15 protein-coding genes are annotated in these 12,787 nt (G+C 69.6%); 8 read left to right on the top strand and 7 right to left on the bottom strand.

The annotated features are described in order from the left end of the window. Window positions 1-9: 9 nt before the first annotated feature. Window positions 10-687 carry a YiaD family glycine zipper/OmpA-like lipoprotein gene (locus EO081_RS11685; RefSeq protein WP_129342084.1) on the top strand — a complete coding sequence of 226 codons (678 nt, stop codon included), beginning with the start codon at window positions 10-12 and terminating at the stop codon, window positions 685-687. A gap of 205 nt (window positions 688-892) precedes the next feature. Here the strand turns inward: EO081_RS11685 and EO081_RS11680 are convergent, their stop codons facing one another. Continuing rightward, on the bottom strand, window positions 893-1,321 hold the full coding sequence (locus EO081_RS11680) for a nucleoside deaminase (protein ID WP_129342512.1): 429 nt from the start codon (window positions 1,319-1,321) through the stop codon (window positions 893-895). 108 nt (window positions 1,322-1,429) lie between these two features. Beyond that, window positions 1,430-1,648, bottom strand: a complete 219-nt coding sequence (locus tag EO081_RS11675; RefSeq protein WP_129342083.1) for a hypothetical protein — start codon at window positions 1,646-1,648, stop codon at window positions 1,430-1,432. 182 nt (window positions 1,649-1,830) lie between these two features. On the opposite strand from EO081_RS11675, the gene rpmB reads away from it, so the two are divergent. Further along, window positions 1,831-2,133, top strand: coding sequence for a 50S ribosomal protein L28 (gene rpmB / locus EO081_RS11670; protein WP_129342082.1), 303 nt, complete (start codon window positions 1,831-1,833; stop codon window positions 2,131-2,133). Between the two features lie 44 nt (window positions 2,134-2,177). Here the strand turns inward: rpmB and EO081_RS11665 are convergent, their stop codons facing one another. After that, the gene (locus EO081_RS11665; RefSeq protein ID WP_129342081.1) at window positions 2,178-3,176 is read right to left on the bottom strand and encodes an esterase-like activity of phytase family protein; all 999 of its coding nucleotides are present in this window, start codon (window positions 3,174-3,176) and stop codon (window positions 2,178-2,180) included. 164 nt (window positions 3,177-3,340) lie between these two features. Here EO081_RS11665 and EO081_RS11660 point away from each other — a divergent pair, with 164 nt between their 5' ends. Further along, entirely contained in the window at window positions 3,341-3,733 is a 393-nt protein-coding gene (locus EO081_RS11660; protein WP_129342080.1) for a glycine zipper 2TM domain-containing protein, read from the top strand. A 105-nt stretch (window positions 3,734-3,838) separates the two neighbouring features. Here EO081_RS11660 and phbB read toward each other — a convergent pair whose 3' ends face one another. From phbB to EO081_RS11645, 3 genes are read right to left on the bottom strand one after another with little or no spacing between them, the layout of a single operon-like run. Continuing rightward, window positions 3,839-4,561, bottom strand: a complete 723-nt coding sequence (phbB, locus tag EO081_RS11655) for an acetoacetyl-CoA reductase (protein ID WP_129342079.1) — start codon at window positions 4,559-4,561, stop codon at window positions 3,839-3,841. 59 nt (window positions 4,562-4,620) lie between these two features. After that, window positions 4,621-5,628 carry a ferrochelatase gene (gene hemH / locus EO081_RS11650; RefSeq protein ID WP_129342078.1) on the bottom strand — a complete coding sequence of 336 codons (1,008 nt, stop codon included), beginning with the start codon at window positions 5,626-5,628 and terminating at the stop codon, window positions 4,621-4,623. Further along, window positions 5,625-7,886 (bottom strand): xanthine dehydrogenase family protein molybdopterin-binding subunit, encoded by a 2,262-nt coding sequence (locus EO081_RS11645; RefSeq protein ID WP_129342077.1) that lies wholly within the window; start codon window positions 7,884-7,886, stop codon window positions 5,625-5,627. Before EO081_RS11645 ends, hemH begins: the two co-directional genes overlap by 4 nt. Before the next feature lie 113 nt (window positions 7,887-7,999). On the opposite strand from EO081_RS11645, the gene lgt reads away from it, so the two are divergent. The 4 genes from lgt to pgeF are packed head-to-tail and all read left to right on the top strand — an operon-like array spanning window position 8,000 to window position 11,188. Next, entirely contained in the window at window positions 8,000-8,878 is an 879-nt protein-coding gene (gene lgt, locus EO081_RS11640; protein ID WP_129342076.1) for a prolipoprotein diacylglyceryl transferase, read from the top strand. Further along, window positions 8,875-9,921 carry a class I SAM-dependent methyltransferase gene (locus tag EO081_RS11635; protein ID WP_375781653.1) on the top strand — a complete coding sequence of 349 codons (1,047 nt, stop codon included), beginning with the start codon at window positions 8,875-8,877 and terminating at the stop codon, window positions 9,919-9,921. Before lgt ends, EO081_RS11635 begins: the two co-directional genes overlap by 4 nt. Beyond that, entirely contained in the window at window positions 9,918-10,427 is a 510-nt protein-coding gene (locus tag EO081_RS11630) for a GNAT family N-acetyltransferase (protein WP_129342075.1), read from the top strand. The genes EO081_RS11635 and EO081_RS11630 overlap by 4 nt, the downstream gene beginning before the upstream one ends. Beyond that, window positions 10,424-11,188: a peptidoglycan editing factor PgeF gene (pgeF, locus tag EO081_RS11625; RefSeq protein ID WP_129342074.1), complete on the top strand. Its 765-nt coding sequence runs from the start codon at window positions 10,424-10,426 to the stop codon at window positions 11,186-11,188. Before EO081_RS11630 ends, pgeF begins: the two co-directional genes overlap by 4 nt. Before the next feature lie 201 nt (window positions 11,189-11,389). On the opposite strand, the gene EO081_RS16875 is transcribed toward pgeF, so the two are convergent. Beyond that, window positions 11,390-11,554 (bottom strand): hypothetical protein, encoded by a 165-nt coding sequence (locus EO081_RS16875; RefSeq protein WP_165284613.1) that lies wholly within the window; start codon window positions 11,552-11,554, stop codon window positions 11,390-11,392. A gap of 99 nt (window positions 11,555-11,653) precedes the next feature. Between EO081_RS16875 and tgt the strand changes: the two genes are divergently transcribed. Next, on the top strand, window positions 11,654-12,784 hold the full coding sequence (gene tgt / locus EO081_RS11620) for a tRNA guanosine(34) transglycosylase Tgt (RefSeq protein WP_129342073.1): 1,131 nt from the start codon (window positions 11,654-11,656) through the stop codon (window positions 12,782-12,784). The last annotated feature ends 3 nt before the right edge of the window (window positions 12,785-12,787 follow it).

Raw genomic sequence — 12,787 nt, 5'->3', positions numbered from 1 at the left:
AGGAACATGATGCGGAGTGTGTCGAAGCTGATGCTGGCGGGTGCACTGGGTACGATGACGCTGACCAGCGCGTGCGTGACGGATCCGGAGACCGGCCAGCGCTCGATTTCCAAGGCGGCGATCGGCGGCATCGGCGGCGTGCTCGGCGGCTATCTGCTGGGCGACCTGGTCGGCGGACGCAACGACCGCACCGAAAAGATCGTGGGCGCGGGCCTGGGCGGCATCGCCGGCGCGGCGATCGGCAACTACATGGACCGGCAGGAGCGGGAACTGCGCCAGCGCACCGCCGGCACCGACGTGCAGGTCGTCCGCCAGGGCGACGACCTGCTGCTGAACATGCCCTCCGGCATCACCTTCGCCTATGACAGCGCCACCGTGCAGCCGCAGTTCCAGCCGACGCTGGACCAGGTCGCCGACGTGCTGTCGCAGTACAACCAGACCTATATCGACGTGTACGGCCACACCGATTCGACCGGGTCCGACGCGTACAACCAGACGCTGTCGGAGCGCCGCGCCTCGGCCGTCGCCGGCTATCTTTCCAGCCATGGCGTGCAGAGCGCGCGAATCGGCACCCGCGGCTTTGGCGAGACCCAGCCGATCGCCAGCAACGACACCGACGCCGGCCGCGCCGCGAACCGGCGCGTCGAGATCAAGATCGTGCCGATCAACCAGGACGAGGTCCGCTAAGGCGGAACCAGGTTCTGTCCCTAGGCAGCGCTCCTGCGAAGGCAGGAGCCCAGGGCCATACAGGACAGCGCCCGGAACCCTGGGCTCCTGCTTTCGCAGGAGCACGGTGATTGCGAAACGCCCGTCGAGGTTCGGCGGGCGTTTTGCTTTGCCGGCCTCTCCCGACATCGCGATGGGCGTACAGATGCTGGGCTCAGCCGCGCTGCTACCGCCGACCCGCAAAGAAATCCCGCAGCAGCGCCGCACCTTCGCGCTCGCCGATGCCGGAATAGACCTCCGGCCGGTGGTGGCAGGTCGGCTGCGCGAAGAACCGGGGCCCGTGCTCCACCGCACCGCCCTTCGGATCGGATGCGGCGTAGTAGACCCGTGCGATTCGCGCGTGGGCGATCGCGCCGGCGCACATGGCGCAGGGCTCCAGCGTCACCCACAGGTCGCAATCCTCCAGCCGCTCGCGCCCGAGCGCCGCGGCGGCCGCGCGAATCACTCGCATTTCTGCATGGGCGGTCGGATCGGAGAGCGTTCGAGGCGCGTTGCCGGCCACCGCTAGCACGCGGCCATGCTGGAGCAGCGCGGCACCCACCGGCACCTCGCCCGCGTCGGCAGCAGCGCGCGCCGCGTCGAGCGCCAGGCGCATGGGTTCGGGAAGCGGAAAGGCCATGGCCGCCTCATGGCCCGCCACGGAGCCTTGCGCCAGCGGCCAGAGTGCGAGCCCCCCCGCCGCTGGGCGGAACCAGGCCCGTGGTTACTGCGCCGCCTGGGTGTTGTCGGCGCGCTGGATGTCGAGGGTCGGCACCTGCACGGTGCGGTTCTCGGTCCCCACGTCTACGCGGCCGACGTCCGCCTCGAACTTGGGCGCCTGAACGGCGGCCGGGCGGACCATGTCGATGCTGACCAGGCCGAGCATCATCGCGCCGATCAGCAGCAGGACGACGAGGCCGAGGATGAAGAGGATCGTGCGCATGAAGGATTCCCCGGTTGCCAAAAGGATTCGCTGCCGGAATAACGCGCGCAGGCGGCGGGCGGTTGCACGCTGCGCAACGTCAGTCCGCGGCGGCGCGGTTGACGCGGCGCGCCTCTGCCGTTACTAGCGCCGACTTTCCCGGGGCAGTTGCCCCGACCATTGCCGTAACCAGGAACCAACGCATGTCGCGCATTTGCGAGCTGACCGGCAAGGGCCGGCAGGTGGGTAACAACGTTTCCCACGCCAACAACAAGACCAAGCGTACCTTTCTGCCGAACCTGCAGAACGTGACGCTTCTTTCGGACGCGCTGGAGCGCGGCGTGAAGCTGCGCGTGTCGACGCACGGTCTGCGCTCGGTCGAGCACGTCGGCGGCCTCGACAACTGGCTGCTGAAGACCAGCGACACCGACCTGTCGCTGCGCGTTCGTCGCCTGAAGCGCGAGATCGCCAAGAAGATCGCCACCACCACCGAGGCGGCGGCCTGATCTAGCTGCCTGTCCCCTTCGGGCGGACGGGCGGTCTGATCCTGCTACCTTCCGCCTGCGGGCGGAAGGTCCAGCCGGAACTTCAAGAGCAGCGACTGCTCGATCCACATCTGGTTGTCGTCGGACGCGAGCCACAGGATGGTCGCGTCTTTTTCGTATGTGACGGCCAGCGCCTCGTAATTGTCGTGGATCACGTCGTCCGCCAGCCGGGCGATCTCCCGCCCCTGCACCACCGCCCCGGGCCGAATCGCATCCGGTTCGATGACCGACAGGACGGCGGTGAACCCCTTCCGTAGCGATGCCGCACGATGCAGCATCAGCAGCCGTCCGTCGGCGAGCTCCACCACATCCGTGGGCGCATAGTTCTTGGGCGGCAGGTAGCGGAAGTGAAAGCCGCGCCCGGGGTGCACCGTCGGGTCACCTGCGAATCGGATCGCGTCAAATCCGATGTCGCGCCGCTTCCGGTTGCGAGCGCCTTCGCTGAACACCAGAAAAGCGCCGGATCGCAGACGCACCATCGCTTCCGGCCCGCTAGCGTTGGGCCACTTGGCCATCGCCTTTGGGCGGACGTGCCGCTCGGCGGCGCCGAAATCGGCCGAGTAGCGCCAGATCGCGTTCGCGCGCTCGAAGCCTACCCACAAGCGGCCGGTCGCCGGATCCACCGCAAGCGATTCGCTGTCACGGTCCCGCTTTTCCCAGCCGGTGCCGGGTCCGCCAGGGAGCGACAGAAACTCGGGTTCGGAAACCTGCCAGTCGGGGTCCATGCGAAAGCGAACGACCGATCCGAAATCGCTGAGGAGGGTGAACCGATCTCCCTCGACGCGCAGGGCGGAGAAGCCGCCGAAGGCGCGGTCGCGGCTGGTGAGTTGGACGCCGCCCAAATAGGTGAGCGCCCCCACCCGGCGATCCTGCGGGTCGCCCGCACGCAGCGGCACTTGCCGCGCCGTCACGTTCGGGTGCTTGCCCAGGATCTGGCGGGGAATGGTGCCGGTCCAACTCGGCACGAGCGCCAGCGTCAGGAGCACCACGGAAGCGATACGCATGCGCCGGCCTTAAGCGGCGATTCGGCATCGCGACAGCCGTTTCGCGCATGAACCTCCGATAACGAGCGCATTCAGGCTCGGCTCAACGCGACTCGGCCAAAAGGGCTTCATCGACGACGGGCAATCCCGCCGCTGACGAAAAAGTTCGAGTTGGGAGACGACCGATGTTCAAGAAGCTTTCTCTCGCAGGCGCCGCCCTCGCCATGGGCTTCACCGCGCTGGTTCCCACCGCTCCGGCGGTCGCGCAGAGCCGCCACTACTACGGTGATCGCCACTATGATCGCGGTTATGACCGTGGCTACGACCGCCGCTATGACCGCGGGTACGATCGCCGCAGCTATCGCGGCTATGACCGCCGCTACTACAACAACCGCAACTATCGCCGCTGCGACAATGGCGACGGCGGCACGGTGATCGGCGCGGTCGCAGGTGGCCTGCTGGGCAACCAGGTCGCGGGTCGCGGAGACCGCCTGCTCGGCACGGTGCTGGGTGGTGCAGTCGGCGCGATTGCCGGTCGTGCGATTGATCGCTCGGACAGCCCGCGTCGCTGCCGCTAACGGATCTCGCTCCCCTGTAGCGTATCGGGAGCCGGGGCCGGTCCAGCGATGGACCGGCCCTCTTACGTTTGGCCGTAAGGGCGGGAGGAAGCCCGCCCTCCCGGATCAGTACATGTGCTGGCCGCCGTTGATCGACAGCGTCGAGCCCGTGATGAAGCCGCCGTCCTCGGCGCAGAGGAACGCGACGGCGCGCGCGATCTCATGCGCCTGGCCGAGGCGCCCGACCGGGATCTTGGCGACGATCTTTTCCAGCACGTCCGCCGGAACCGCCGCCACCATCTCGGTATCAATATAGCCCGGCGCGATCGCGTTCACCGTCACGCCGAAGCGCGCGCCTTCCTGCGCCAGCGCCTTGGTGAAGCCGTGGATGCCCGACTTCGCCGCCGCGTAGTTGACCTGGCCATACTGGCCGGCCTGGCCGTTGATCGAGCCGATGTTGACGATGCGGCCCCATTTGCGCTCGCGCATGCCCGGGAACGCCGCCTTCGCCATGTTGAAGCAGCCGCCCAGGTTGGTGCGGATCACCTCGTCCCACATCTGGGCCGTCATCTTCAGGATGGTGCCGTCGCGGGTGATCCCGGCGTTGTTGATGACGACGTCGACCGGTCCCAGCGCCGCCTCGACCTCGGCGACGCCCTGCTGGCAGGCATCATAGTCGCTCACGTCCCAGCGGAAGGCGGCGATGCCGGTGCGCTCGGTGAACGCCTTCGCCTTTTCCTCGTTGCCGGCATAGTTGGCGGCGACCGTCATGCCCGCTTCCTTGAGCGCCAGGCTGATCGCCTCGCCGATGCCGCGCGTGCCACCGGTTACAATCGCTACCCGTGCCATGACCTTGCTCTCCATCCGAGGTGCGGGCGCCAAAACAGGCCGCTCGCTTCCCCGTCAGGCTAGGCGGCGGGCAGCCAGCCTGCAAGCTCCGCTGCAAGGATGCTGCGCAGCATCCGCAATCCCACAGGCTCGGCGTTGAGGCATGGGAGATAGGCGAAATCGGTGCCGCCCGCCTCTTCGAACGTCTCGCGTCCGCGGATCGCCAGTTCCTCCAGCGTCTCCACGCAATCGGCCGAGAAGCCCGGAGCGACGATCGCCACCCGCCGCTTTCCGGCCCGGGCGAGCGCCGCCAGCGTGTCGTCGGTGGCCGGGCCCAGCCACTTGGCGCGACCGAAGCGCGACTGGAACGCGACCACCAGTTCGGTCCCCAGCGCTTCCGAGAGGAGCCGGCCGGTCTTCTGGCAGTGGCAGTGATAGGGATCACCCAGTTCCAGCGTCCGCTGCGGCATGCCGTGGAAGCTGGCGACGATCGCGTCGGGGGTGAAGGAAAGCTTCGCCAGATCCTCCCGCACCGTCTGCGCGAGCGCATCGATATAGGCGGGATGATCGTGATAGGGCGGCAGGGTCCGGATCGCGGGCTGCCAGCGCATTTGCGCGAGCGCGGCAAACGCCTTGTCGTTGGCGGTCGCCGTCGTTGCTGCGCAATATTGCGGGTAGAGGGGTGCCAGCAGGATGCGCTCGCATCCCGCGGTCTTCATCGCGTGCAGCCGGTCGCCGATCGCCGGATTGCCATAGCGCATGCCCCAGTCGACCAGCACCTCGGGGCCGAAGGCGTCCTTCAGCCCCTCTGCCTGGGCGCGCGTAACGGCGGCGAGCGGCGAGCCGTTCTCCGTCCACACCTGGCTATAGGCGTGCGCGGATTTCTTCGGCCGGGTGTTCAGGATGATGCCGCGCAGGATCGGCTGCCACGCGATCGACGGCAGTTCCACCACCCGCCGGTCCGACAGGAACTCGCCCAGGTAGCGCTTGACCGCCCGCGGCTCGGGCGCGTCGGGCGTGCCGAGGTTGATCAGCAGGACGCCGATCCGGGGCTGGGGAATGGCGGGATGATCGGCAGGCGGGGTCATTCTTCCTCCGGTAGCAGCGTAAGGCGGCGGAGGCGAACGCCGGTTGCGGCCATCACCGCATTGGCGATGGCGGGGGCGACCGGCGGCACCGCAAGCTCGCTCACCCCGCCCGGATCCGCGTCGCTGCGGATCAGCTCCACCGACACCTCCGGCGTGTCGGCGAGCCGCGGCAGGTTCATCGCTCCGAAGCCGCGCACGTCGGCGAGATTGTCGGTGAAGCCGGTGGTGGCGCCGAGCGCCGCGGCCATTCCGAACATCAGCCCGCCCTCGATCTGCTGGAGCACGAGGTCCGGGTTGATCTGCCGCCCGCAGTCCACCGCCGCGACCAACCGGTCGACCTTCACCCGCTGGTCTGCGCCCATCCGCGCCTCTGCCATGACCGCGATGAAGGAGCCGCGCATCTGGTGGCAGGCGAGCCCCTGGCCACTGCCGGGGATCCCGCCCTGCCATCCGCCCAGCGTCGCCACCGTCGACAGACACCGCGCCAGCCGCGGGTTGCCGCCGAGCATGGCGATGCGGAAGGAGTGCGCCTCGATGCCAGCGACATGGGCGAGCTCGTCGATGAAGCACTCGTTGAAGAAGGCGGTGTAGCTGTGGGCGCCCGAACGCCAGTAGCCGACCGGCACGCCGATCTCGGCTGGGTGGTGGTCGATCGCCAGCGCCGGGATCGCATAGGCGGGCATGGCCCCCTCCACCGCCAGCGCGTCGCCCCCCTGCGGCAACAGCATGGCCGCGCGGGCGGTGGGATCGCCGGCAAGCAAGCGTGCCGAAAGCTCGTGGCCGACCACGGGCGCCGCGATCTTGCACAGCCAGCCGGCCACCCCGCCACCCTTGGCCAGCCGCGCCGTCATGCGGGCGGCGGCAGGCGGACGGTAGCGATCGTGCAGGCAGGTTTCGCTGCGCGACCAAGTCAACTGCACGGGCTTTTCGAGATGCCGGGCCAGCAGCGCCGCCTGCTCGGCGACCTGATGTTCGAGGTTGGCGCCGAAGCTGCCGCCGGCGATCGTCGGGTGCAGCACGACGCGCTCCTCGCCGATGCCCAGGCTCCTGGCCGCCGCCGCGCGTGCGAGCGCGGGCGCCTGGGTCGGCATCCACAGGGTCAGCCGCCCATCCCGCCAGGCGGCGGTGGCGGTGGTCGGCTCGATCGCGGCGTGCAGCGCCGCGCCCGCGCGATAGTCGGCGGTGACGACCTGTGCGTCCTTGAAGGTCGCGGCGAGATCGCCGACGCGGGCCATGCGGGTGCCCTCGCCGTCGAGGGCGGCGTCGAGGGCGGCGTCGACCGACGCGCTGTCCACCCGCGGGCTGCGCGTCTCGAAGCGGGGGGCCAACGCATCGAGCGCGACATTGGCCGCCCACCAGGTCTCCCCCACGGCGGCGACCCAGTTCGGGTTCTCCACCACCGCGGAGACGCCGCGCACGCGATCGGCCGCCGCACGGTCCACGCGCACCAGCCGGCTGTCGCCGATCGGCCCCTGGCGGATGGCCGCGAACACCATGCCTGGCAGGCGGATGTCGCCCGCGAAATTGGCGCTGCCGTCGACCTTGGCGGGCGCGTCGAGGCGGGGCAGCGACTCTCCGGTCAGCCGCTTCTCCTCGCCGGCGCGCAGCGGCAGGTCCCCGCTCGGCAGCCGCTCGTCGGCCGCATCCGCCGCGAGCGCGCCGAACCGCTCGCGCTGCGCGCCTGCGACCACGAAGCCGTCGACCGTGACGCAGCCGTGCCAGTCCACGTCCCAGCGCCGTGCCGCCGCCTTGCACAGCAGGATGCGGGCGGCGGCGCCGGCCCTGCGCAATTCGCCCTCGAACGCGCGGACGGATGTGGAGGCGGCGGTGAGCATAAGCGTCTGCGCCTCGGCGTGGCGGCTGCGAACCCGCTCCGGCAGGTCGCCCACCGCATCTTCGAACAGCACCGATGCCGCGAGCCGGTTGGCATAGAGCGGGTTGATCGGTGCCGGCTCGACCGCGACCGTGCGCCAGTCCGCGCCCAGTTCGTCGGCGACGATCTGCGGCAGGGCGGTGAACACGCCCTGCCCGAGTTCCGCCTGGGGTATCGCGACGGTCACCTGGCCGTCCGCGCCGATCTTGATCCAGGGGCCGAAGATCGTCTCCCCCTCGGCCGCCGTCAGGTTGACGGCGTGGTCGCGCGGCCAAAGCGCCCAGCCGACCACCAGCCCCACCCCCGCCGCGCCGCCGACCAGCAGCCTGCGCCGGGTCAATCCCGTTGCCGAAGGGGCCGCGCGCGACACTGCATCCAAAGCCATGGCCGCCGCTCTATCGCCGGGCGAAAGCCGGCGCCAGCCGGGCCGCGCTTCCGCGCTTGGGTTTTCGGGACGAGCGGCGTACCAGCAGCGCACAGACTTGCGGAGCCTTCGACTTGATCCTTTCGACGCTTGCCGCCGCCGGCGGCCACATCCGGTTCGACCAGCTGGGGCTCGATCCCGTGGCGCTCGACCTCGGCTTCTTTACGTTGAAATGGTATTCGCTCGCCTATCTTGCCGGCATCCTGGTCGGCTGGTGGTACCTGCTGAAGCTGCTCGCCCAGCCCGGCGCACCGATGGCGCGCCGCCATGCCGACGACATGGTCTTCTATGCGACCCTCGGCATCATCCTGGGCGGGCGCATCGGCTATGTGCTGTTCTACGGCGAGGACATGTGGTCCGATCCGTGGCGGATCCTGCGGCTGTGGGACGGCGGCATGTCGTTCCACGGCGGCGTCGTCGGCACCTCGATCGGCATCCTGCTGATGGCGCGCAAGCACAAGCTAAATTGGCTGCGCATCCATGACTATGTCGCGTGCTGCGCCCCGTTCGGGCTGTTCTTCGGCCGCCTCGCCAACTTCGTGAACGGCGAATTGTGGGGCAAGCCGACCGACGTTGCCTGGGGCATCGTGTTCCCGAACACCGTGGCGGGCGGGCTCGACCCGGCGCGCCACCCGAGCCAGCTCTACGAAGCGGGGCTGGAAGGAATCGTCCTCGGTGCGCTCCTCTGGTTCCTGTTCTGGCGCACCAACGCCCGTTATCAGCCGGGCAAGCTCGTCGGCTGGTTCCTACTGGGCTACGGCCTCAGCCGCTTCTTTGTCGAGTTCTTCCGCGAGGCGGACGAGCAGCTGATGGAGTTCGCGCGGCAGACCGGCCTGCACATGGGCCAGTGGCTGACGCTGCCGATGATCGCGGGCGGCATCTACCTGATCGTCACCGCCAATCGCCGCCGCCAGCGGATCGAGCCGATCGCGGGGTCGGAGAGCGTGGCTTGAGCGAGGGGTCGCTTCCCGACCGGCTCGCCCGCGCCATCACGCTCGGCGGGCCGATCCCGCTGTCGCAGTTCATGGGCGCGGCGAACGCTCATTATTACAACAGCCGCGATCCGCTGGGCGCGCGGGGCGACTTCACGACGGCGCCCGAGGTCAGCCAGATGTTCGGCGAACTGGTGGGGCTGGCGCTTGCCGACGCCTGGCATCGCGCCGGGCGGCCGCCGGCCCGCTATGTCGAACTCGGGCCCGGCCGGGGAACGCTGGCGGCCGACGCGCTGCGGGCGATGGCGAGCGCAGGGCTCGAGCCGCAGGTGCACTTCATCGAGACGAGCGCCACGCTGCGTGCCGCGCAGAAGGAGCGCGTGCCCGACGCCGAGTGGCACGTGGACCTGGTGGGGGTACCCGACGACGGCGCGCTGCTGGTGGTGGCGAACGAATTCTTCGACGCCCTGCCCATCCGCCAGCTCATCAAGACCGCGGAGGGCTGGCGCGAGCGGCTGGTCGCCTGCCAGGACACGCTGTTCCTCCCCATCGCCGGCACCACCGGCTTCGACCCGATCGTGCCGGAGGCGTTGCGCGACGCACCGCCCGGATCGATCCTGGAAACGGCCCCCGCCGCGGTCGCGGTGATGCGCCAGCTGGCGAAGCGGCTGGTGGCGCAGGGCGGCACCGCGCTCGTGATCGACTATGGCTATACCGGGCCCGCGATCGGAGACTCGCTGCAGGCGGTGCGCGAGCATCAGTTCGCCAATCCGTTCGACACTCCCGGCGAGGTGGACCTCACCGCGCATGTCGACTTCGGCACGCTGCTGGAGGCTGCGCGCGTCGAGGACGCCAGCGCCTATGGCCCGCTCGAACAGGGGTTCTGGCTGACCGCGCTCGGAATCGACGCGCGGGTGGCGACGCTCGCCCTCGCCAGTCCCGAACGCGCGCAACAGATCGCCGAGGATCGCCAGCGGCTGGTCGCGCCCGACAAGATGGGCGAGCTGTTCAAGGCGATCGCCGTCACCTCCCCCGAGTGGCCGGCGCCGGCGGGGTTCGCATGATCCTGCGCGACGCGGTGCCGGCGGACGGGCCGGCGCTGTCGGAGATGGCCAAGCGCTGCTACTGCGACACCTTCGGCACGCTCTATCGCGCGTCCGACCTCGCGGCATTCCTCGACGGCACCTTTGGCGAGAACGGCCTGCCTTCGCACCTGTCCGATCCGGCCTACAAGGTGCGGCTGGCCGAGGCGGAAGGCGGCGCGATCGCCGGTTTCGCCAAGCTCGGCCCGGTCGTCTTCCCGGGCGACTGGGGGACGCGTACCGCCGAGCTGCACCAGCTGTACGTGCTCGGCCCCTGGCAGGGGGAAGGCGTGGCCCCGGCGCTGATGGACTGGGCGCTCGCCACCGCCCGCGCCGACGGTGCCGACCGGCTGGTGCTGAGCGTCTATGTCGACAACCATCGCGCCCAGCGCTTCTACGCGCGCTACGGCTTCGTCGAAGTCGGCCGCTATGAGTTCGTCGTCGGCGAGCAGGTCGACGACGACCGCATCTGGAGCCTCGATCTGTGAGCAATCCCGAAGTGATCCGCGCCGCCACGCTGGCTGGCGTGCCGCACGGCTTCCTGGGCCGGCGCGGCGGGGTGTCGAGCGGCATCCATGCCGGGCTGAACGTGGGGCTCGGCTCCGAAGACGCCGCCGAAGTGGTGGCGGAGAACCGTCGCCGCGCGACCGAGGCGGTGCTGCCGGGTGCGCAGCTGGTGACGCTGTTCCAGGTCCATTCCGCCGAGGCGGTGGCGGTGACGCAGCCGTTCGAGCAGGCCGGACGCCCGCACGCCGACGCGCTGGTCACCGATCGCCCTGGCCTCGCCCTCGGCATTCTCACCGCGGACTGCGCGCCGGTGCTGCTCGCCGACCGCGAGGCCGGCGTCGTCGGGGCTGCGCATGCGGGTTGGAAGGGGGCGATCGGCGGTGTCACTGATTCCACGCTCGCGGCAATGGAGCAGTTGGGCGCGCGGCGGGAGCGGATCGCCGCCGCCGTGGGGCCGTGCATCGCGCGTGCGAGTTACGAGGTAGATCGTACGTTCGTCGATCGCTTCACCGAAGCCGATCCGGAGAACGAGCGCTTCTTCACCGACACGCGGGAAGGCCACGCCCAGTTCGACCTGGAAGCCTATGTCGTCCACCGGCTCGCAAGCGCCGGCGTGCGGCGGATCGAAGCGCTGGGTCTCGACACCTATGCCGATCCGGAGCGGTTCTTCAGCTACCGCCGAGCGACGCACCGCGGCGAGGCCGATTATGGCCGGCAGATCGCGATCATCGGACTGGAGTGACCCAAGCCGTTCGTGCTGAGTAGGGGCTGAGCGGAGTCGAAGACCTCTATCGAAGCCCGCGTGGCGGCGCTTCGATACGCCCGCCTCTGTCGTCATGCAGCAAAGGCTGGCATCCATTCACGCTCCGCTCGTGAGTCTCAGACGGTGCCCGAATGGATCCTGACTTCCGTTAGGATGACAGGAGGGACAGCCGGAAGGATATCATCCCCCGCCGATACCCTCGATCACCTTGCCGGTGCCGTCGCATTCCGGGCATTGCGCGCCGTCGATCCGCCCGCTGCCGCCGCAACGCGGGCACAGGTTCTCGCCGGTGCCGGGAGTGCCGGGTGCGGCGTCGTCGCCGGGGGACAGGGGTTGTTCGGCCATGGCTTGCTCCTCTTCCTCACGAACCCAAACGCACCGCCAAGCCCGACGCTCCCGCGATCGCGGCTCGACAGCGGCGGCGCGCGGCGGCATCAGGCGGGCATGTCCCCCCGTTTCGACTTCACCATCCACGCGACCGACGGCCGCGCCCGCACGGGCGCAATCGCGATGCGCCGCGGCACCATCCGCACCCCCGCCTTCATGCCGGTCGGCACCGCCGCCACGGTGAAGGCCGTGAAACCCGCGGACGTGCGCGCCTCGGGCGCCGACATCCTGCTCGGCAACACCTATCACCTGATGCTGCGCCCGGGCGCCGAGCGCGTCCATCGGCTGGGTGGCCTCCACGGCTTCATGGGCTGGGACCGCCCGATCCTGACCGACAGCGGCGGCTATCAGGTGATGAGCCTGTCCGATCTCACCAAGCGTTCCGAGGATGGCGTCGAATTCAAGAGCCACCTCGACGGATCGCGCCACCTGCTCAGCCCCGAACGCTCGATGGAGATCCAGCGGCTGCTCGGCTCCGACATCGTCATGGCGTTCGACGAACTGGTGCCCACCACCGCGACCCGCGACGTGCAGGCGCGCGCGATGGAGCGCTCGATGCGCTGGGCCAAGCGCAGCCGCGACGGCTTCGATTCGGGGGGCGCCCACGCCGAGGGTGCGGCGCTGTTCGGCATCCAGCAGGGCGCGCTCGACCAAGTGTTGCGCCGCGAGTCGGCGGATGCGCTCAAGGACATCGGCTTCGACGGCTATGCGATCGGCGGCCTGGCCGTGGGTGAAGGCCAGGAGGCGATGTTCGGCGTGCTCGACTATGCGCCGGGCCAGCTCGATGCCGCCCGCCCCCGCTACCTGATGGGCGTCGGCAAGCCCGACGACATCGTCGGCGCGGTCGAGCGCGGGGTCGACATGTTCGACTGCGTGCTGCCTACCCGCTCCGGCCGCACCGGCCAGGCCTTCACCCGCACCGGCCCGATCAACATCCGCAACGCGCGCTTTGCCGAGGACACGGGGCCGCTCGATCCGGAATGCCCCTGCCCCAGCTGCACCGGCTGGAGCCGCGCCTATATTCATCACCTGGTCCGCGCGGGCGAGATCCTGGGCGCGATGCTGATGACCGAGCACAATTTGTGGTTCTACCAGCGGCTGATGGCGGACCTGCGCGCGGCAATTGCGGCGGGCAGCTTATCCATGTTCGCCAACGACTTCCGGACGCGCTATTCCAGTCGCGGATGATCG

The organism is Sphingomonas desiccabilis (assembly GCF_004135605.1).
GTDB lineage: Bacteria > Pseudomonadota > Alphaproteobacteria > Sphingomonadales > Sphingomonadaceae > Sphingomonas > Sphingomonas desiccabilis.
The sequence above is the reverse complement of the archived record's forward strand: the minus strand, read 5'-3'. Positions and strand labels throughout refer to the sequence as shown.